This window comes from Nocardioides salsibiostraticola, assembly GCF_054783655.1.
The window spans coordinates 454,974-471,624 of the sequence record NZ_BAAGQD010000014.1; the positions used below are offsets into that span (position 1 = coordinate 454,974).

The following is a 16,651-nucleotide window of genomic DNA, read 5'->3' on the forward strand; positions in this document are numbered from 1 at the left end:
GAGTGTTTCTTCGAACCGTGTTGCTGGTGGCTCTACGCTCAGGTGTTGGGACGCTTACCGTGGTTCGCGGCCTTCTTCCGACGAGAGCGGCGCTTGCGGCCAGTCTTGCCCATGGTGTCCTCCTGGATCGACGTCAAGGGCCACTATCCCAGCCCGGGGCTGCGACGCGAAATCGGCTCAGCCGAGTCGGCCCATGAACCGTTCGGCATCCACCACCACCCGGGTGATCTCACCGGTGCCCACGACCTTGCCGATGGTGGGGGCCAAGGAGGGATCCGCCCCGGCTTCGAGGTGACGTGCCGCGACGGTGAACCGATGCAGACGCCCGTCGACGTACGACGCGGAGGCGTTGACCTCCACGAGTTGCCCCACCAGGCTCGCACCGCTGTGCTCGAGGGCGATCCTGGTGCCGACGCTCGTGGCGCCCTCGGTGAGGGCGGGCTCTATCGCGGCGCAGGTGGTCGCCTCACACCAGGCGAGTAGCCGGGGGGTGCCCAGCACCGGCAGCGACCCCGACCCCACCGCGAGCGCGGTGTCGTTCTCGGTGACGGTGAAGGTGAGGGATGCGCTCAGGTCGCTGTGCGTGGTCATGGGAGCTCCCGGTGATAGACGATGAGGGAGACCGTCGGCTGGGGTTGCCAGTCGCGGTCGGGGGCCCGGACGAAGCCCAGACTCTCGTAGAGCCCGTGGGCGGCCGTCATCCGGTCGAGGCTCGACAGTACGACGCAGTGATCCCCCTCCCGACGACAACGGTCCAGGACCAGGGTGGTCAACGCGCGGGCGACCCCACGGCCCCGGTAGACGGGGTCGACGGCCAGCATCCGGAACTCACCCTCACCCGGGTCGGCGATCTCCCGCCACAGGGAGCCCGGGGGACAGATCGTCACCGACCCGGCGACGACCCCGTCGAGCAGAGCGACCCACACCTCGGCCTGCTCGTCGCGCACGGCGGTGTCCCGGAGCCGCTCGATGTAGAAGTCCTCCGGGCCGAGTAGGAACGGCTCGTAGGCCGCCACCGTGAGGTCACCCACGGCGGCGTACTCCTCGGCCCTGATGCGGCGCAGTTCCACCTCAGATGCCAAAGGTGCTGCGCGGGTAGGCCGCCTCCACGTCGGTGATGATGTTGACCAGGTACGGCACGTTGGCGGCGAACGCCCGGTCCAGAGCGGGTCCGATCTGGCGGGGGTCGGTGACCTTCTCCCCGGCCCCTCCGAGAGCCTTGACGACCTCGTCGTAGCGGGTCTGGTCGGCCAGGTCTGCGACCACGTCGTAGCCGTAGAGCATCTGCATCGGGCCCTTCTCCAGCCCCCAGGCGGAGTTGTTGCCCATCACCATGACGACCGGCAGGTTGTGCCGGACCAGGGTGTCCACGTCCATCAACGAGAATCCGGCGGCGCCGTCTCCGAAGAGCACCACGACCTGCGCGGAGGGGCGTGCCAGTCGGGCCGCTATCGCGGCGCCCAGACCGGCACCGAGGCAGCCGTACGGGCCAGGGTCGAGCCAGCCACCGGGACGCTTGGGCTCGACGAACTTCCCGGCGAAGCTGACGAAGTCGCCGCCGTCGCCGATCACGATGGCGTCCTCGGCCAGGCGAGGGACGAGTTCGCCGTAGATCCGCGCGGGGTGAATGGGGTCGGCCTCGGCGCTCAACATCTTCGCGTCCCGCTCGGTGGCCGAGGCCACGGTGTCCCGCAGGGTGGCGGTCCAGGCCGACCAGTCGGGTTTGTTGCCGCGGTCCATCGTCGCGGCGAGTGTGTCGAACACGGTGGAGAGGTCGCCCGAGACGGCCTCTTCCAGCGTTGCGTGGGTGCTGATCTGGCCGGGAGAGTCGGCGATGTGGACAACCCGGGCGGGTGCCGAGCCCTCTTCCTTGCCCCCGAAGATGCCGTAGCCGAGCCGGAAGTCGAGGGGAGTCCCGACCACCACGACGAGGTCGGCGCCACCGAGCGCCTGGCCCCGCGCTTTGGTGGCGAGCAGGGGGTGCCCGCCCGGGATGATGCCCCGGCCCATCCCGTTGGTGATGCACGGGATCCCCACCGCTTCGGCGAAGCGCAGTGCCGCGACCTCGGCGTGGTCGGCCCAGACATCGGTGCCCAGGATGAGAACGGGACGGCTGGCCTTGGCGAGGAGGGTCGCGATGCGGTCCAGGACGTCGGTGTCGGGATCCTGCCCGCGGACCGGACCACCGGTCGGGGCGGGCCCCGAGGCGTCAAGGAAGAACTCGTCCATCGGCACGTCGACGAAGACCGGGCCACGATGGGACGAACGCGCCTCCTGGAAGGCGCGGTTCATGCCGGGCAGTACGTCGCCGGCCGTGTGCAGGGTCGTGGCCCACTTGGACACCGACTGCACGATCGGGGGTTGGTCCAGTTCCTGCAGCGAACCCGAGCCCCAGCGGTTGGCTGGTGCGCGACCGCCGACGACGACCATCGGTGACCCGGCGAACTGTGCCTGCGCGATCGCGCTGACGCCGTTGGTGACGCCCGGCCCGGCGGTGAGGACCGCGAGCCCGGGCACCCGGGTGAGCTTGCCGGTGGCTTCGGCTGCGAAGGCAGCGGTCTGTTCGTGGCGGACGTCGAGCAGGCGCATCGGCGGGTCGGCCTTCACGGCGCCGTCGTACATCGGGAACACATGGGCGCCCGACAGGGTGAACATGGTCTCCACGCCGTGGGCTCGGGCGGCCGCCACGGCGAGAACACCGCTGTGGCCCGAGACGGTGCCGTCGGGAGTCGTCGGGGAGGCTGTGTCAGGGGTCACGTCATCGCTCATGACGGCAGGTTACTTGTTGCCCGATCAGCTGGGCTCGAGGTGGGAGGCGTTGGTACGGCGAAGCGCGTCGACCAGCAGAAGGAGAAGGTCGGCGCGCACCGCCGGCGCCGGGGTGCTCAACGACAGGAGCACGTAGAGAGCGCGCAGGAACGACTGCACGTTCGCCGCTGCGACCTCGTCGGGATGGGTCGGGTCGGCACCGTCGGGGCGCGCCTCAGCAGCACGGACCAGGGAGTCGACCCACGGTTCGAGTTCGACGCCGGTGATCTCCTCGCGCCGCAGGATGCGCAACACCGCGGCGGCGCAGCGATCGGGCTCACCGGCGGTCAGCAGGACCTCGGTGGGCATGGTCAGTCGCTCCGCCAGGACGTCGAGCATGACCTGTTGCTCGGCTCCGCCGAGGTGCGGAGAAGCGCCGAGGGCTCCGAGGGCGTCCGCGCCGTGCGCGACCGCGTGGGCCCAGCCCTTGTCGATGATGAAGCCCCGCAGATCGCGTTCACCCAGCAGCCACGTGGCCAACCGGTCACCCCACAGCAGGATCTGCGAGTCGGGAACGGTGGGAGTGGCGGTGTCGCGGTCGATGCAGGCGGCCAGAACGCGGGCGGAGTAGCTGCGGCGGAACACGCCGTCCCCCTCGGCTTCGCCGAGTCCCACACTCAGCCCGGTGGCCATGCCGTCCCCGAGCCCGGCCAACAGGTCGTCGTACACGCCCTGTCCGATCCAGGTCCGCAGGGTGGTGGAGGCGAGTTCGGCACGGATATGGGGGTCGGGGTCGGCGAGCATGACCGTGAGTTCGGCGGTCAGATCCGGCAGGGCTCGGTGCGTCGGCACGCGGTGACCCTGCTGCGTGATCTCTTCCCAACCTGCGAGTACCTCGCTGGAGATCGTCCGGTCCGAGAGTGACATGTCTGCATCTTGCCAAACCATCCTGAGGATCACGCACACCGATCTCTGACGTCAGGTGCCGGTGTGATGTGCCCTACGGTGGGGGAGTGGTGTCCCTGACCGATCTGGCCCGTGCGCATACCGATCTGGTCCCGGCCGACATCAAATGGTTGCAGTTGTTGCAGGCCGATTGGCAGATCATCGCCGACCTCTCCTTCGCCGATCTCGTGCTGTGGCTCCCGGAGCGGACGGGGCGCGGCTTCTGGGCCGGAGCACAGATGCGCCCGACCACGGGGCCCACGGCCTACGTCGACGATGTGGTGGGGACCTTCGTGGAGGCCGGTCGGCGACCGATGATCGACGAGGCCTACGGCCAGGGTCGGCTGGTCCGCGAGGGCGACCCGGAGTGGCGCGACGAGGTGCCGGTGCGGGTCGAGACGATCCCGGTACGACGAGCCGGGCGCGTCATCGCGGTGGTGGCCCGGAACACCAATCTGTTGGGGGTGCGGACGCCGAGTCGGTTGGAGTTGTCCTATCTCCAGGCCGCTGCCGACCTGACGTCGATGATCGCGGCCGGCTACTTCCCGGCGCCCGGCCAGCGCAGTGACCACGCCGACAGTCCACGGGTGGGTGACGGCTTCCTTCGCGTGGACCCTGCAGGGAGGGTGATCTACGCCAGTCCCAACGCCTTGTCGGTCTATCGGAGGTTGGGGCTGAACGGGGACCTCGCCGGGCTTTCGTTGGCCGACCTCACCCGTGATCTGGTTCCCCCACGCCGACGACCCGACGAGGAGACCCTCAGTGCGGTGCTCGGCGGTCGCGCTCATCGTGACACCGAGATCGGGACCGATGAGGTGTCCTTGATCCTGAGGTCCATCCCGTTGCGGGACGAGAATGACCACCTCGGGGCCCTGATCCTGCTGCGCGACGTCACCGATCTCCGGTCCCGGGACCGGGAGCTGGTGACCAAGGACGCCACGATCCGGGAGATCCACCACCGGGTGAAGAACAATCTGCAGACGGTGGCGGCGTTGCTGCGCCTCCAGGCCCGGCGGATCGACCCGGAGGTGGCGGGCTCGGCGCGTGCGGCCCTGGAGGAGGCGGTACGCCGCGTGGGGACCATCGCGATCGTCCACGAGACGCTCAGCGAAGCGGTCGAGGAGACGGTGGAGTTCGACGATATCGCCGATCGACTCGGTCGGCTGGTCTGCGACATGGGCGCGGTGTCGGGTCAGGTGCGGATCAACCGCCAGGGCAGCTTCGAAACGCTCCCTTCGGAGACGGCGACCGCTATGGCCATGGTGCTGACCGAACTACTTCAGAACGCGGTCGAGCATGCCTTCGACACCGACGACCCGTCCGTGACCGGTGAGATCGCGGTGGTCGCCCAGCGAGAGGGAGACACCTTGACGGTGCGGGTCGAAGACGATGGTCGGGGTCTACCCGACGATTTCGACCTCACCACCACGACCCACCTGGGTCTGTCCATCGTCCGAACCCTGGTGGAGTCGGAGATGGGCGGTCGATTCGAGTTGGGGCCAGCACCCAGCGGCGGTGCTTCAGCCCAGATCGAGGTACCGATCGAGCGCTGACGTGCCCTCACGGTCCTCGTTGATCGTTGTTGCAGGGTCCTCTCAGGCCGTGCGAACGCGGGCTCGGGCGTTGCGACGCTTGAGCGCCCGGCGCTCGTCCTCGCTCAGACCGCCCCAGACTCCGTGGTCCTGACCGGCTTCGAGAGCCCAGGACAAGCACAGTTCGCGCACGTCACAACGACGGCACACCTGTTTGGCCTCCTCGATCTGGAGGATGGCCGGACCGGTGTTGCCGATCGGGAAGAACAATTCCGGGTCCTCGTCGAGGCACGCGGAACGGTGACGCCAATCCATGGCTGGTGGCTCTCTTTCTGCTTGCGTGCAGGCAGGGGTTTCTCAGGCCTGCGGGCTCTCTCGTCATCGCGTAAGTGAACGATTTCACGAGCGCTCCGCCACACTTTCAACTATCGGGCTCCCAATCAAGCCTTTTGGCAGGTTCGTTGGGTCACAAAGGTTAATTCTTAGAAACCGCGCGGTGCGGGTCCTGGTCCGGTATGGCGGCCCCTGACCCACCCGGGACTAGGGTGACCCGGTGACGAAACGACCCGCCATTCCACCGCCTTTGACCGTAGCGGCTTCGCTGACCGCGATCCAGGGAATGGTCCTGGTGATCCTCGCCGGAGTCGAGATCGTGAACGTGAACAAGGACCGGCTGTCGATCGGGGTGACCACTTCGGCGTTCTTCTTGGCCTACGGAGCGGTGCTCCTGTTCGCGGCGTACGCGTTGACCCGTCGGCAGGGTTGGGCGCGCGGACCTGTCCTGATCACCCAACTGATTCAGCTCGGCCTGGCCTGGAACCTTCGTTCGTTTGCCTTGATCGCTGTCGTCATGGCGGTCTCGGCCGTGGTGGTGATTGCCGGGATGTTGAACGCGGCGAGTGTCGAGGCCCTCTCCGACGAGCCGATCTGAGCGATCTCACCCGTCCTGGTCGAGAGACTCCCGCAGGCTGTCGAGCGTGCGGGTGAGTAGGCGTGACACGTGCATCTGGGAGATGCCGATCTCCTCGGCGATCTGGGACTGAGTCATGTTCTTGAAGAACCGGAGCATCAAGATGCGCTTCTCGCGGGCGTCGAGCCGGTTGAGCAGCGGCTTGATGGATTCGCGAATGTCGACGTGCTCGAGGCCGGCGTCGTCGATCCCGATGGAGTCGAGCATGTTGGCGGCCCTGCCTCGGTCTGCGTCGGCGGCGGCGTCGAGCGAGAGCGTGGCGTAGGCGTTCCCGGATTCCAGACCCTCCACGACCTCCTCCACCGTGCAGCCCATCGCCTCCGCCAGCTCTCGGGGGGTCGGTGAGCGGCCCAGCCGCTGGGTCAGCTCAGCCGCCGTGCCGGTGATCTGCGCCCGCAGCTCCTGCAAGCGCCGGGGGACGCGGATAGCCCAGCCCTTGTCGCGGAAGTGGCGCTTGATCTCGCCGATGATGGTGGGGGTGGCATACGTCGAGAACTCCACACCGCGCTCGGCGTCGAAGCGGTCGATCGACTTGATCAGGCCGATGGTGCCGACCTGGACGAGATCCTCGTGCGGCTCCCCACGGTTCCCGAATCGTCTGGCGCAATGCTCGACCAGAGGGAGGTGCAGGTGGACCAAGGCATCCCGCGCCGACCCGCGCTGAGCGTCGTCGGCGTGCTCAGCCTGCAGGGCCGAGAAGTGTTCGGCGGTTCGAGCCCGGATGAGCTGGAGATCCATGTCAGACGCCAGTCGCGCCGACCGCTGATGTGAGCGCCAGCGTCACCGTGAACCGTCCGGTGTCGTTGTCGACCGTAGCGGTGGCCAGGGTCGTGAGTACCTGCCACGCGAAGTCGTCGTAGTCGGGCGCTGATCCGGTGGCTGCGTCGACGCTCAGCGAGACGGTGATTCGACGCGACTCGAGATGGAAACCGCACTGCAGATCCGAGTCCGGTTCGGCCATGGACAACACGATGGCGCTGGCTTCTCCGACCGCCATCCGGAGGTCCTCGATGTCGTCGATGGTGAAGTCGAGACGGGCGGCCAGGCCGGCGGCGGTCGTCCGCACCACCGAGAGGTAGGCGCTGTCGGCGGGCAGCCGTAGATCGACATCGGTCTTGTCCGATCGGGCGTTCGGATCGGTCTGCGCCATGCTCGCCCTCCTTTGCTCAGGGTTCGATTCTGGCTGACCCTACTGCGCAGCAGGGTGAGTGGCCGGTCCCGTAGCCTCGCGTCATGGTTGCGAGTCGCTCCGCCCGAGTCCGCAAGGCCGCCGCTCAGGCGGGCCCTCTCGCGAAGGTCGTCATCGACGTCGACGGAAGTCAGCAGTTCCTCTACAAGATCGCCTGCACGCAGTGCACGGGCAAGGGCGACCGCCCGTGGTCGGTCTATCGGCCCGGCGGCGACAACGGGTTCATGGCCGCGATGGATCGGTGGATCTTCCACCTGCACGAGAGCCACCCCGACGTCGATGCCCCGTGTCTGGCGTTCCTGCCAGAGGCGCAGCAACGTCTCCACGAGCGGCGCGAGGCGCAGTAGTTGACCCCTCCGACGATGGGGCGTGTTCACCCTTGCGAGAGTCCGGCGGCTCGGGCGTTGCGGCGGACGCTTTGCAGGAAGGCCGACACCGCGGGCCGGGAGTCCGCTGATTGGTCGCAGGCGACGAGCACCTGACGGCGTACCGTCTGGGCGATCTCGAGGACGTCGACACCTTCTGCCGGGAGGAAGGCGCGGCCGAGGTCGGACATCAGGGTGACCCCGAGGCCGGCGGCCACCATGGCCAATGCGGTGGGCTGCTCATCGACTTCATGAACCACCCGCGGGTCGAAGCCCGCCTGTCGGCAGGCGCTGCGCATCGCCCGGCCGTAGTAGTTGTCCAGCCCCGACATGACCCAGTCGCAGTCCGCGAGGTCGGCCAGGTCGATCCGGGTGCAGTTGAACCACCCCGCGGGTGCCGCGAGGTGGACCTCGTCCATGCCGGCGGGAACCAGGGTGAGGCCCGACATCCAGGGCTCCGGGGCGTCTGGGTAGTCGAGGAGGAAGGCCAGATCGAGGTGTCCGTGGCGAAGATCCAAGGGAGCATCGTCGGGATCGGTCTCGCGGGTCGTCAGGCGGACCTCGGGATGGCGGGCAGCGAGGTCTGCGATGACCCGCGGCATCAGGCTGGCCGCCACCGTGCAGAACACGCCGACGCGGAGCTCGACGGCGAGGGTGCCGCGCGCGCGCTCGACCGCAGCACGGGCCTCCTGTTCGGCGCCGAGCAGGATCTCGGCGTGCTCGAGCAGGATCCGGCCGACCTCAGTGAGCCGGACCCCCCGACCGCTTCGCTCGAGTACGGCGGCCCCGAGATCGTTCTCGAGTGCTTTGATCTGCTGGGAGATGCCGGAGGGGGCGTAGTGCATGGCGAGCCCGGCTGCCGTGACGCCCCCATGATGAGCCACTTCCCGCAACATGCGTAGTCGGCGCAGACCCAGTTCGTCCATTCACTGATCATGCATCATCGCTGCAGTTTTGTTCACTAGACGTGCACGGTGCGAGGGCTGAGACTGAGCCTGCCGTCCGCGTGGGTGGTGTGATCAGGGAGATGGTGTGCGGTGTTCGTGTTTGCGGTTCTTGGGTGGCTCGGCGGCTTGCTGGTGGCGGGCGGGTACGTCATGGTGTCGCTGCGGCGAGTCGCACCCGACTCGACGTGCTTCCAGATGTTGAACGTTGCCGGAGCAACGATGTTGGGTCTGTCTTGTGCGGTCTCGGGCGCTTGGGCGCCGGCCTGTCTGAACGCCCTCTGGCTCGTTATCGGTCTGAGGTCGCTTCTGGTGGGGCGCCTGGGTCGGGTCAACATAGACAGGCCAGTGGTGGGTTCGGCTGACTTCCGGGCCGCCGCGTAAGTCGGGCCTCGAGCGGGCGGTCTTCCGACCTAGGCTGGTGGTATGGCTGACTCCGTATCGCTTGCCGATGTCCTCGCCCGCCTCCATAAATGTGAGTGGATCGATCTCACTCACGCCTTCGGGCCGGGTATCCCGCACTACTTCGCCTTCCCGGACGAGGAGCGCGAGACGTTGTTCCACTTTGATGAGGGGGTGGGCTCGACCGGCACGGGCTTCTTGGCGCACCGCTTCACCCACATCGGGCAGTGGGGCACCCACGTCGATCCGCCCGCGCACTTCGCGCGCGGCGGCCGCTTCCTCGACGAGTTGCCGGTGACCGACATGATCCTGCCGCTGGTGGTCGTCGACGTACGCCGTCAGGTCGCGGCGAACATCGACCACACCGTCACGGTCGCCGACCTCGAAGCCCACGAGGCCAAGCACGGAGAGATCCCGGCGGGCGCGTTCGTGGCGCTGTTCACAGGGTGGTGCGCACGTTGGCCGGACGGCGAGGCCATGGCCAACCGGGATGCGGAGGGTGTCGCCCACTACCCCGGGTGGGGAGTGGAAGCGCTGACCTTCCTGGTCGAGGACCGCGGCGTGACGGCCATCGGCCACGACACGACCGACACCGACCCGGGTGCCGTCGTGAGCGGCGGAACTGCGCCGGCCGAGACTTACATCCTCAGCGCTGACAAGTGGCAGATCGAGATGTTGGCCGGACTCGACGAGGTGCCGTCGACCGGCGCCCTCGTCGTGGCGACGTGGCCCAAGCCTCACGAGGGATCCGGTTTCCCGGCACGGGTCTTCGCGATCGTCGACCGAAGCTGAGGCCGCTCAACGAACTGGCTCGAGTCGGCCGGTGCGAGCAGGAGGGCGATCGTCCCTTCGTGTCGCAAAAAGCGCCATCTGCCGGGGCTTCGAGGCGCTTCTTGCGTCACGATGCTGCAGATCGAACTCCGTGACCACTAACTGGTCCAGTGGTTCTCCACCAAGGTGACCGCCTCCGGGCAGGTCAGGCCGAGGGCGCGGGCGTTCGCGACGTACTCGGCGACGAGGGCGTGAAGTTCGGGGGTCGAGGGGCGTGAGGACCGAACGAAGGTTCCTCGTCGGCCGTGGGTCTCGATGACGCTGTCGGCCTCGAGTTCGCGGTAGGCCCTGGCCACGGTGTTCGGAGCCAGTCCCAGGTCTGCGGCCATCTGACGCACGGGAGCCAGGCGCGTTCCCGCAGGCAGCGTGCCACTGGTGACCAGGGATGCGATCTGCGCTCGTAGCTGTTCGTAAGGCGGAATGCTTGATGCCGTGTCGACGGAGATGTTCACGGCATCGTGTTGCCGGAACGGGCCATCGACTCATGCAACCTTCGGTTGTCCACCACGAGCACGTAGATCGCGGACACCCCGGCGAAGAGTGCATAGCTCCCGCCGAGCAGCAGCGTGGCGGACGGAATGTCGCGATAATTCACTGCGACCGAGTAGAGCGCGATGGCGGCACTGAACACCGCGACCAGGAAAGCGCTACCGGACATCGGGTTCACCGTCTTGTCCAGGAGCGCCTTCTGCCAGAGCAGCCCGTCGGAGTTGCTGGCGACGAGCGGCCGCGCGATCACCACCGCGGCAACCCAGTAGTGGGCTCCGACCAATACGAGCCCGAGACCGCACGCGAGAAGCGCGCGCTGGGCTGACGCTGAGTCGGTGGATGCCCAGATGGCGACGGTCAGGACCGCACCGAACGTCGAGACCATGACGGCCAAGCGCAAGCGCACGACGTGTAGTCGGTCGAGGTAGTCGGAGAGTCGACGCTGAGCGGGATCCACCGTGCGGACCGGCCCGTCGAGGAGAGGTGCGGTGCGGTACCCGGCCACGAGAGTGCCCACGGTGAATCCGGCGCCCATACCGAGAAGCCCGGCGAACCAGTACCAGGGCACCTCCTCCCACCCCGACGCGAAGGGGGACAGGGGGGCCGCCAAACCCATGAGGCCTCCGCTTGTTGGATAGTAGGAACGTCGGAGGAGTTGCGGCGCCAGCCACTGCCGCACGGCAGGGGTCAGGGGGGCCGGGACCGTGGCGGCGAACGCCTGCAAGTCGCTCTCGGCGTTCTTTCTGGTGGCTCTGACCAGTGCGAAGATGCAGACGCCGTAGATCAGAAGAAGCCCCGCTATGTAGATCGTGAACGTCATACCCGCACCTCGTCTTGTTGTGTCAATGCTTGACGCAAACGTATCAATACAAAGCTGTCTTCGGTCAGCGGTGGTGGTGCGGGTCGCAGCTTCGAACAGCGAAACGCCCCCGGACCCATCGGGTCCGGGGGCGTTCAGCCTCTAGCTCGAGAAACTCAAGCCTTCTTGGTCTCCCAGAAGATCTCGGCGATCTCGTCGATCTTGGCCAGCAGCTGGTCGGCCACATCGGCGTCGAGGGCGCCCTTGGCGCCCGAGGCGCCGGCGAGCTTGGTGGCCTCGTTGACCAGGACGTGCAGCTGCGGGTACTTCTCGAAGTGAGGGGGCTTGAAGTAGTCGGTCCACAGCACCCACAGGTGGTGCTTGACCAGTTCGGCGCGCTCCTCCTTGATCAGGATGGCGCGGGTGCGGAAGTCAGGGTCGTCGTTGTCGGCGACCTTGTTGATGATGCCCTTGATCGACTCGGCCTCGATGCGAGCCTGAGCGGGGTCATAGACACCACAGGGCAGGTCGCAGTGTGCGGAGACCTCGACGGTGGGGGCGAACAAACGCGCGAACATGCGGGTCCTCTCGTAGACGGATAGGTAGTTGGGACACTACTCGGCGTGAAGCCAGCATCAACTCCCGTCTCTCCAGTACCCCTCGGCTGGGCGATCGTCACAGGCGCCTCGATGAACCCGACGTTGAACCACGGCGACCGGTTGCTCGTGCTCTACGGACGTACGCCGCGACCGGGTCAATTGGTCGTGGCGCGGTTCCCGGACGGGGCGCTCGTGGTCAAGCGCGCGGTGGAGCGGCGTACCTCGGGCTGGTGGCTGCTGAGCGACAATCCCGCGCAGGGCGTCGACTCGCGACACCGTGGCCCGATCCACGAGAGCGATCTCCGCGCCGTCGTCCTGGCGCGGGTGTGGCCCCGGCCGGGCCGGATCGGAGCCGCTCCGTCTGTGATCTGACTCATTCCCCGTCAGCGGGTGCGTTGTGGCGCCCTATGACAGGATGAGTCCTCGTGGCCACCGCTGATTCCTCTCACCCGTACGCCGGGGACCCCGTCTTCGATCTGCACCACCGCGGGAAACTGGAAACGGTCTCGACCGTCGCGGTCGACGGACCCGACGCGTTGGCCCTGGCCTACACCCCGGGTGTGGCCTTGGTCTGCGAGGCCATCGCCGCCGATCCGTCGCTGACCCAGCACTACACGTGGGTGCCGAACACCGTCGCCGTGATCACCGACGGCACCGCGGTTCTCGGACTCGGTGACATCGGCCCCGCCGCGGCCATGCCGGTCATGGAGGGCAAGGCCGTGCTGTTCAAGCAGTTCGGCGGAGTGGACGCGGTTCCGATCTGCCTGGACACCACCGACACCGACGAGATCATCGAAACGGTGCGCCGACTCGCCCCCAGCTTCGGTGGCATCAACCTCGAGGACATCTCCGCCCCACGGTGTTTCGAGATCGAGGAACGGCTCAAGGCCGAACTCGACATCCCCGTTTTCCACGACGACCAGCACGGCACCGCCGTGGTCGTCCTGGCCGCCCTGACCAACGCGCTGCGCTTGACCGGTCGCGATCCGGGCACGACCCGGGTCGTCATCTCCGGCGCCGGCGCAGCGGGCGTCGCGGTCGCCCGGATCCTGCTGGAGGCCGGCATCACCGATCTCGCGGTGACCGACCGCAAGGGTGTGCTGAACTCCGAGCGCGGCGACCTGACCCCGGTCAAGCGGGCTCTGGCCGTCGACACCGCCGACCGCTACGGCCGCGTGGGCACGTTGGCCGACGTGCTGGACGGTGCCGACGTCTACATCGGCGTCTCCGGGGGCACCGTCCCGGAGGAGTACGTCGCCTCCATGGCGCCCGACGCGATCATCTTCGGCCTGGCCAACCCCACCCCCGAGGTGCACCCGGACATCGCGCGTCGCCACGCACGCGTCGTGGCCACCGGCCGCTCGGACTTCCCGAACCAGATCAACAACGTCCTGGCGTTCCCCGGGATCTTCCGGGGCGCCTTCGACGTCCACGCCACCGCGATCACCGAGGGCATGAAGGTGGCGGCGGCCACGGCCCTGGCCGACCTCGTCGGAGACGACCTCGCGGAGGACCTGATCATCCCCTCGCCGTTCGACCCGCGCGTCGGGCCCGCGGTCGCCGCGGCCGTTTCCGAGGCGGCAAGGCGTGACGGAGTGGCTCGGATCACCGGACTCCCCACGCGTTAGAGTCGGCATCATGCTTGCTATCTACGCCGAATCCTTCTCGCCCGAATCACCCCTCGACGGACTGGTCATTGGCGAACGCCCCGATCCCGAGGTCCCGGAGGGGTGGACCACCGTCACCGTCAAGGCGGCCTCGCTGAACCACCACGACCTCTTCTCCCTGCGTGGGGTCGGCCTGAAGCAGGAGCAGTTGCCGATGATCCTCGGCACCGACGCCGCAGGGATCGACGAGGACGGCAACGAGGTCGTCGTCCACGGCGTCATCAGCGACCCCTCGTGGACTGGTGACGAGACCTTCGACCCGCGCCGCTCGCTGCTCTCCGAGCGCTTCCAGGGATCGATGGCCGAGAAGGTCGCCGTCCCGCGGGCCAACCTGGTGCCCAAACCCGCCTCCCTCTCGTTCGCCGAGGCCGCGTGCCTGCCCACCGCCTGGTTGACCGCCTACCGGATGCTCTTCACCCGCGGAGACCTCAAGGCCGGCGACACCGTCCTGATCCAGGGCGCTGGTGGAGGCGTCGCGACGGCTCTGATCACCCTGGCCCGTGCCGCCGGGCTGCGGGTGCTCGCCACCAGCCGCGACGAGGGCAAACGCGCCAAGGCGCTGGAGATCGGCGCCCACGAGGTGTTCGAATCCGGAGCTCGACTGCCCATCAAGGTCGACGCCGTCATGGAGACCGTCGGCAAGGCGACCTGGTCGCACTCGATCCGTTCCCTGCGTCCTGGCGGCAAGATGGTGATCTCCGGAACCACCTCCGGGCCCAAGCTCGATGACGCCGAGCTGACCCGGATCTTCTTCCTCCAGCTCAGTGTTATCGGCTCCACCATGGGCACCCGCGACGAGCTCGCCTCCCTGGTGACGATGCTCGACGCGACCGGGGCCCGGCCGCTGATCGACCGAGAGATCCCGATGGAGCGCGCCGCCGAAGGCTTCGCGGCCATGGCCTCGGGGGATGTGTTCGGGAAGATCGCCTTCACCCGATGACGGAGCACCCGATGACGGAGCACCCGATGACGGAGCACCCGATGACGGAGCGCTCGGTGAAGACCCACCTGATCACCGGCGCCGGGTCCGGAATCGGGTTCCTGCTGGCGCGTGCCCTGCTCGATCGGGGCGACGAGGTCCACGTCGTGGCCCGCAACGAGGAACGCGGCCAGGAGTTGGCCGACGCACTGCCCGGGAGTCGGCCCCTGGTCGTCGATCTCGCTGATGCCTCGGCTCTGGAGGCCCTCGACGTGCCTGACCGGCTCGACTCGGTGGTTCACTGCGCCGGCGTCGTCGAGTTGGGCTCCGTGGCCGATCTGTCCGCCTCCGCCTGGACCGATCAGGTGATGGTCAACCTCGTGGCGCCGGCGCTCCTCACCAAGGCGGCTCTCCCGGCGTTGCGTGCCGCCTGCGGGACCGTGGTCCTGGTGAACTCCGGGGCAGGGCTCTTCGCTCACCCCTCGTGGTCGGCGTACGCCGCCTCGAAGCACGGGCTGAAGGCCCTGGCGGACTCGCTGCGCGCCGAGGAGGCTCCGAACGGGGTCCGGGTCACCTCGGTGTACCCGGGGCGGACCGCGACTCCCATGCAGCAGAAGGTGCACGACCAGGAGGGCAAGGACTACGACGCCGCCGACTGGATCCAACCCGAAACGGTGGCGACCACGATTCTGTCGGCGCTGGATCTGGCCCCTGACGCCGTCATGCCGGACGTGGTCCTGAAACCGACCGGCAACTAGTCGCCGCGCTGCTCGGTGCGCCAGACGACGATGCGTCCGACGGCCCACAGGCCCAGGAAGGCGCCGGCGGTGACGAGCAGGGCGACCCAGAAGTAGGGAGCCGGGCCGCTGTCTCCGTGCCTCACCTGGGACGCGGCGTGGGTCATCCCCAGGGCCACGATCACGAACAGCGCGGATTCCACCAGTTGGGTGCGCAACGGCAAGCCGAACGACTTCTCCGTGGGGATCTCGCCGTAGCGTTCGGCCACTCGGCGGCTGATGTGGTCGGCCGACCCGATCAGGGCCTCGGTGATGGCGGACTGTTCGCTTTCGACCTCATGCAGTCTCGTGCGTAGCCCGAGGGCACTCTGCACCGAGGTGAAGGTCTGGTGGACCGCTTCGTCGCCGTCCTCGAAGTCGAGCCACAGATCGCGCCGGAACCCGGCGAGACGTTCGTCGAATCCAAGCGCCTGCTCACGCATTCCCTGACTGGTGATCAAGACCGAGGTCAGGGTGGTCGGCGCGCTGTCGAGTTCGATGTCCCAGGCGTTGGCCAGGGCTTCGGCGTGACGGGCCAGGAACGCGGACTGCCGCATAGCCAGGATGACGAGGTCCACCGCCTCGTGGTGCGCGAATCCTTCGAGCACCGCGGGCTCGAGGTGTCGATCGGTGGGGGCGGAGACCTGCTCGTCGAGGCGGCCAGTCGTGCCAGCCTCTGCCTTCGTACTTTGGATCCTCCGGGTTTCGATCAGAGCCAGGGCCGCCCTGGATGCCCGACACCAGGTCGATCCGAGCCAGTACCCATCCGGGTGCGATGAACTCTCGTCCGACCGTCGCGCGCCGTCAGGCACCTCTTCAGTAGCCAGCTCCGGCGCCGAACGGCCGTCGGGCACCAGATGACTGATCACGAAGGGACGGACGTCGTCGGGCCGGCGCCTGGTCGGGCTGTCGAAGCCCAGGGCGCGCAGGAGTGCGTGATGGTTGAGGTGGGACCAGCGCCGCGAAGCCTGCTCCGAACGTGTGCCGGGGTCCACGAACCACGTCACCCGCTCGGCCATCTCGTCGAGGGTGGGAGCCGTGAGGACGATGTGGAGGACGACGTAGCTCATCACCTCCACGTCGTCATAGGAGAAGATCTCGATGGCTTGAACCAGACATCCGTTCGACTGCGGGAAGGCATCGACGAGCGCTCGGTTCCTCTTCAATCCCCTGCCCTGTACGACGACGTACCCGACGCCTGACCTCATCGCGGCCAGACGAGCTTCGTCGATCGAGATCGGGGACTCTGTGTTGGTCGTCGGCCTCGTGCTCGAACGCAGGGTCCACAGGGGGTTGCGGGGCCCGATCGGCTGACTACCGGCAGGCGCACCCCGGACGGGCAGGACCACGGCCAGCGACCCGGAAGCCCACGAGGCGGTCCGGGTCGAGTGGTGTGATTCCCGCGCGGACTGGTCGATCCGTGTCATGCATTCCTTCCGGCTCTGGCCCCGAGTAGAGCCGGCGCGTTGCTTCCGA

General features: G+C 67.8%; 22 protein-coding genes. 9 read left to right on the forward strand and 13 right to left on the reverse strand.

Annotated elements, in window-relative coordinates; genetic code table 11:
- Nucleotides 1-38: 38 nt before the first annotated feature.
- The 5 genes from ACYVLV_RS09515 to ACYVLV_RS09535 form a co-directional block, all read right to left on the reverse strand.
- On the reverse strand, nt 39-113 hold the full coding sequence (locus ACYVLV_RS09515; RefSeq protein WP_420830547.1) for a 50S ribosomal protein bL37: 75 nt from the start codon (nt 111-113) through the stop codon (nt 39-41).
- Between the two features lie 64 nt (nt 114-177).
- The gene (locus ACYVLV_RS09520) at nt 178-591 is read right to left on the reverse strand and encodes a thioesterase family protein (RefSeq protein WP_460809436.1); all 414 of its coding nucleotides are present in this window, start codon (nt 589-591) and stop codon (nt 178-180) included.
- Nucleotides 588-1,070, reverse strand: coding sequence for a GNAT family N-acetyltransferase (locus ACYVLV_RS09525; protein WP_460809437.1), 483 nt, complete (start codon nt 1,068-1,070; stop codon nt 588-590). Before ACYVLV_RS09525 ends, ACYVLV_RS09520 begins: the two co-directional genes overlap by 4 nt.
- Before the next feature lies 1 nt (nt 1,071).
- Entirely contained in the window at nt 1,072-2,769 is a 1,698-nt protein-coding gene (locus tag ACYVLV_RS09530; protein ID WP_460809438.1) for an acetolactate synthase, read from the reverse strand.
- 24 nt (nt 2,770-2,793) lie between these two features.
- The gene (locus tag ACYVLV_RS09535) at nt 2,794-3,675 is read right to left on the reverse strand and encodes a DUF2785 domain-containing protein (protein WP_460809440.1); all 882 of its coding nucleotides are present in this window, start codon (nt 3,673-3,675) and stop codon (nt 2,794-2,796) included.
- Nucleotides 3,676-3,761: 86 nt separating this feature from the next.
- Here ACYVLV_RS09535 and ACYVLV_RS09540 point away from each other — a divergent pair, with 86 nt between their 5' ends.
- Entirely contained in the window at nt 3,762-5,246 is a 1,485-nt protein-coding gene (locus ACYVLV_RS09540; RefSeq protein ID WP_460809442.1) for a histidine kinase N-terminal domain-containing protein, read from the forward strand.
- Between the two features lie 42 nt (nt 5,247-5,288).
- On the opposite strand, the gene ACYVLV_RS09545 is transcribed toward ACYVLV_RS09540, so the two are convergent.
- Entirely contained in the window at nt 5,289-5,540 is a 252-nt protein-coding gene (locus tag ACYVLV_RS09545) for a WhiB family transcriptional regulator (RefSeq protein ID WP_128219920.1), read from the reverse strand.
- Nucleotides 5,541-5,778: 238 nt separating this feature from the next.
- Here ACYVLV_RS09545 and ACYVLV_RS09550 point away from each other — a divergent pair, with 238 nt between their 5' ends.
- Nucleotides 5,779-6,156, forward strand: coding sequence for a hypothetical protein (locus ACYVLV_RS09550; protein ID WP_460809445.1), 378 nt, complete (start codon nt 5,779-5,781; stop codon nt 6,154-6,156).
- A gap of 6 nt (nt 6,157-6,162) precedes the next feature.
- On the opposite strand, the gene ACYVLV_RS09555 is transcribed toward ACYVLV_RS09550, so the two are convergent.
- Both ACYVLV_RS09555 and ACYVLV_RS09560 read right to left on the reverse strand, forming a co-directional pair.
- Nucleotides 6,163-6,933, reverse strand: coding sequence for an RNA polymerase sigma factor SigF (locus ACYVLV_RS09555; RefSeq protein WP_460809447.1), 771 nt, complete (start codon nt 6,931-6,933; stop codon nt 6,163-6,165).
- 1 nt (nt 6,934) lies between these two features.
- Nucleotides 6,935-7,345, reverse strand: a complete 411-nt coding sequence (locus ACYVLV_RS09560) for an ATP-binding protein (protein ID WP_460809448.1) — start codon at nt 7,343-7,345, stop codon at nt 6,935-6,937.
- Between the two features lie 83 nt (nt 7,346-7,428).
- On the opposite strand from ACYVLV_RS09560, the gene ACYVLV_RS09565 reads away from it, so the two are divergent.
- Nucleotides 7,429-7,731 carry a hypothetical protein gene (locus ACYVLV_RS09565; RefSeq protein WP_460809450.1) on the forward strand — a complete coding sequence of 101 codons (303 nt, stop codon included), beginning with the start codon at nt 7,429-7,431 and terminating at the stop codon, nt 7,729-7,731.
- 26 nt (nt 7,732-7,757) lie between these two features.
- On the opposite strand, the gene ACYVLV_RS09570 is transcribed toward ACYVLV_RS09565, so the two are convergent.
- Nucleotides 7,758-8,675: a LysR family transcriptional regulator gene (locus ACYVLV_RS09570; protein ID WP_460809452.1), complete on the reverse strand. Its 918-nt coding sequence runs from the start codon at nt 8,673-8,675 to the stop codon at nt 7,758-7,760.
- A 117-nt stretch (nt 8,676-8,792) separates the two neighbouring features.
- On the opposite strand from ACYVLV_RS09570, the gene ACYVLV_RS09575 reads away from it, so the two are divergent.
- Together ACYVLV_RS09575 and ACYVLV_RS09580 are read left to right on the forward strand one after the other, a co-directional pair.
- Nucleotides 8,793-9,077: a CBU_0592 family membrane protein gene (locus tag ACYVLV_RS09575; protein WP_460809646.1), complete on the forward strand. Its 285-nt coding sequence runs from the start codon at nt 8,793-8,795 to the stop codon at nt 9,075-9,077.
- A 42-nt stretch (nt 9,078-9,119) separates the two neighbouring features.
- Nucleotides 9,120-9,887: a cyclase family protein gene (locus ACYVLV_RS09580; RefSeq protein ID WP_460809453.1), complete on the forward strand. Its 768-nt coding sequence runs from the start codon at nt 9,120-9,122 to the stop codon at nt 9,885-9,887.
- A 137-nt stretch (nt 9,888-10,024) separates the two neighbouring features.
- Here ACYVLV_RS09580 and ACYVLV_RS09585 read toward each other — a convergent pair whose 3' ends face one another.
- From ACYVLV_RS09585 to sodN, 3 genes are all read right to left on the reverse strand, one after another.
- Nucleotides 10,025-10,378, reverse strand: coding sequence for a GntR family transcriptional regulator (locus ACYVLV_RS09585; protein WP_460809454.1), 354 nt, complete (start codon nt 10,376-10,378; stop codon nt 10,025-10,027).
- Nucleotides 10,375-11,235, reverse strand: coding sequence for a hypothetical protein (locus ACYVLV_RS09590; RefSeq protein WP_460809455.1), 861 nt, complete (start codon nt 11,233-11,235; stop codon nt 10,375-10,377). The genes ACYVLV_RS09585 and ACYVLV_RS09590 overlap by 4 nt, the downstream gene beginning before the upstream one ends.
- 155 nt (nt 11,236-11,390) lie before the next feature.
- A complete protein-coding gene (gene sodN / locus ACYVLV_RS09595; protein ID WP_460809456.1) occupies nt 11,391-11,792 on the reverse strand; it encodes a superoxide dismutase, Ni in 402 nt (133 codons plus the stop codon).
- A gap of 45 nt (nt 11,793-11,837) precedes the next feature.
- Here sodN and ACYVLV_RS09600 point away from each other — a divergent pair, with 45 nt between their 5' ends.
- Genes ACYVLV_RS09600 through ACYVLV_RS09615 form a run of 4 tightly spaced genes read left to right on the forward strand, consistent with a single transcriptional unit; the run spans nt 11,838 to nt 15,157 of the window.
- The gene (locus tag ACYVLV_RS09600; RefSeq protein ID WP_460809457.1) at nt 11,838-12,185 is read left to right on the forward strand and encodes a S24 family peptidase; all 348 of its coding nucleotides are present in this window, start codon (nt 11,838-11,840) and stop codon (nt 12,183-12,185) included.
- Nucleotides 12,186-12,238: 53 nt separating this feature from the next.
- Complete coding sequence (locus ACYVLV_RS09605) at nt 12,239-13,441, forward strand: NAD(P)-dependent malic enzyme (protein ID WP_460809458.1); 1,203 nt, start codon at nt 12,239-12,241, stop codon at nt 13,439-13,441.
- 10 nt (nt 13,442-13,451) lie between these two features.
- The gene (locus tag ACYVLV_RS09610; RefSeq protein ID WP_460809459.1) at nt 13,452-14,420 is read left to right on the forward strand and encodes a zinc-binding dehydrogenase; all 969 of its coding nucleotides are present in this window, start codon (nt 13,452-13,454) and stop codon (nt 14,418-14,420) included.
- Complete coding sequence (locus tag ACYVLV_RS09615; RefSeq protein ID WP_460809460.1) at nt 14,417-15,157, forward strand: SDR family oxidoreductase; 741 nt, start codon at nt 14,417-14,419, stop codon at nt 15,155-15,157. The genes ACYVLV_RS09610 and ACYVLV_RS09615 overlap by 4 nt, the downstream gene beginning before the upstream one ends.
- On the opposite strand, the gene ACYVLV_RS09620 is transcribed toward ACYVLV_RS09615, so the two are convergent.
- Complete coding sequence (locus tag ACYVLV_RS09620) at nt 15,154-16,602, reverse strand: hypothetical protein (RefSeq protein WP_460809461.1); 1,449 nt, start codon at nt 16,600-16,602, stop codon at nt 15,154-15,156. The two genes, ACYVLV_RS09615 and ACYVLV_RS09620, sit on opposite strands and share 4 nt — an antisense overlap.
- Nucleotides 16,603-16,651 lie beyond the last annotated feature (49 nt).

What these genes read in the sequence shown, in the direction of transcription:
- ACYVLV_RS09615 (WP_460809460.1), top strand. Translation starts at nt 14,417, where the DNA reads ATGACGGAGCACCCGATGACGGAGCACCCGATGACGGAGCACCCGATG.
- ACYVLV_RS09620 (WP_460809461.1), bottom strand. Translation starts at nt 16,602, where the DNA reads ATGACACGGATCGACCAGTCCGCGCGGGAATCACACCACTCGACCCGG.
- ACYVLV_RS09610 (WP_460809459.1), top strand. Translation starts at nt 13,452, where the DNA reads ATGCTTGCTATCTACGCCGAATCCTTCTCGCCCGAATCACCCCTCGAC.
- ACYVLV_RS09560 (WP_460809448.1), bottom strand. Translation starts at nt 7,345, where the DNA reads ATGGCGCAGACCGATCCGAACGCCCGATCGGACAAGACCGATGTCGAT.
- ACYVLV_RS09535 (WP_460809440.1), bottom strand. Translation starts at nt 3,675, where the DNA reads ATGTCACTCTCGGACCGGACGATCTCCAGCGAGGTACTCGCAGGTTGG.
- ACYVLV_RS09580 (WP_460809453.1), top strand. Translation starts at nt 9,120, where the DNA reads ATGGCTGACTCCGTATCGCTTGCCGATGTCCTCGCCCGCCTCCATAAA.
- ACYVLV_RS09570 (WP_460809452.1), bottom strand. Translation starts at nt 8,675, where the DNA reads ATGGACGAACTGGGTCTGCGCCGACTACGCATGTTGCGGGAAGTGGCT.
- sodN (WP_460809456.1), bottom strand. Translation starts at nt 11,792, where the DNA reads ATGTTCGCGCGTTTGTTCGCCCCCACCGTCGAGGTCTCCGCACACTGC.
- ACYVLV_RS09590 (WP_460809455.1), bottom strand. Translation starts at nt 11,235, where the DNA reads ATGACGTTCACGATCTACATAGCGGGGCTTCTTCTGATCTACGGCGTC.
- ACYVLV_RS09555 (WP_460809447.1), bottom strand. Translation starts at nt 6,933, where the DNA reads ATGGATCTCCAGCTCATCCGGGCTCGAACCGCCGAACACTTCTCGGCC.
- ACYVLV_RS09545 (WP_128219920.1), bottom strand. Translation starts at nt 5,540, where the DNA reads ATGGATTGGCGTCACCGTTCCGCGTGCCTCGACGAGGACCCGGAATTG.
- ACYVLV_RS09565 (WP_460809450.1), top strand. Translation starts at nt 7,429, where the DNA reads ATGGTTGCGAGTCGCTCCGCCCGAGTCCGCAAGGCCGCCGCTCAGGCG.
- ACYVLV_RS09530 (WP_460809438.1), bottom strand. Translation starts at nt 2,769, where the DNA reads ATGAGCGATGACGTGACCCCTGACACAGCCTCCCCGACGACTCCCGAC.
- ACYVLV_RS09520 (WP_460809436.1), bottom strand. Translation starts at nt 591, where the DNA reads ATGACCACGCACAGCGACCTGAGCGCATCCCTCACCTTCACCGTCACC.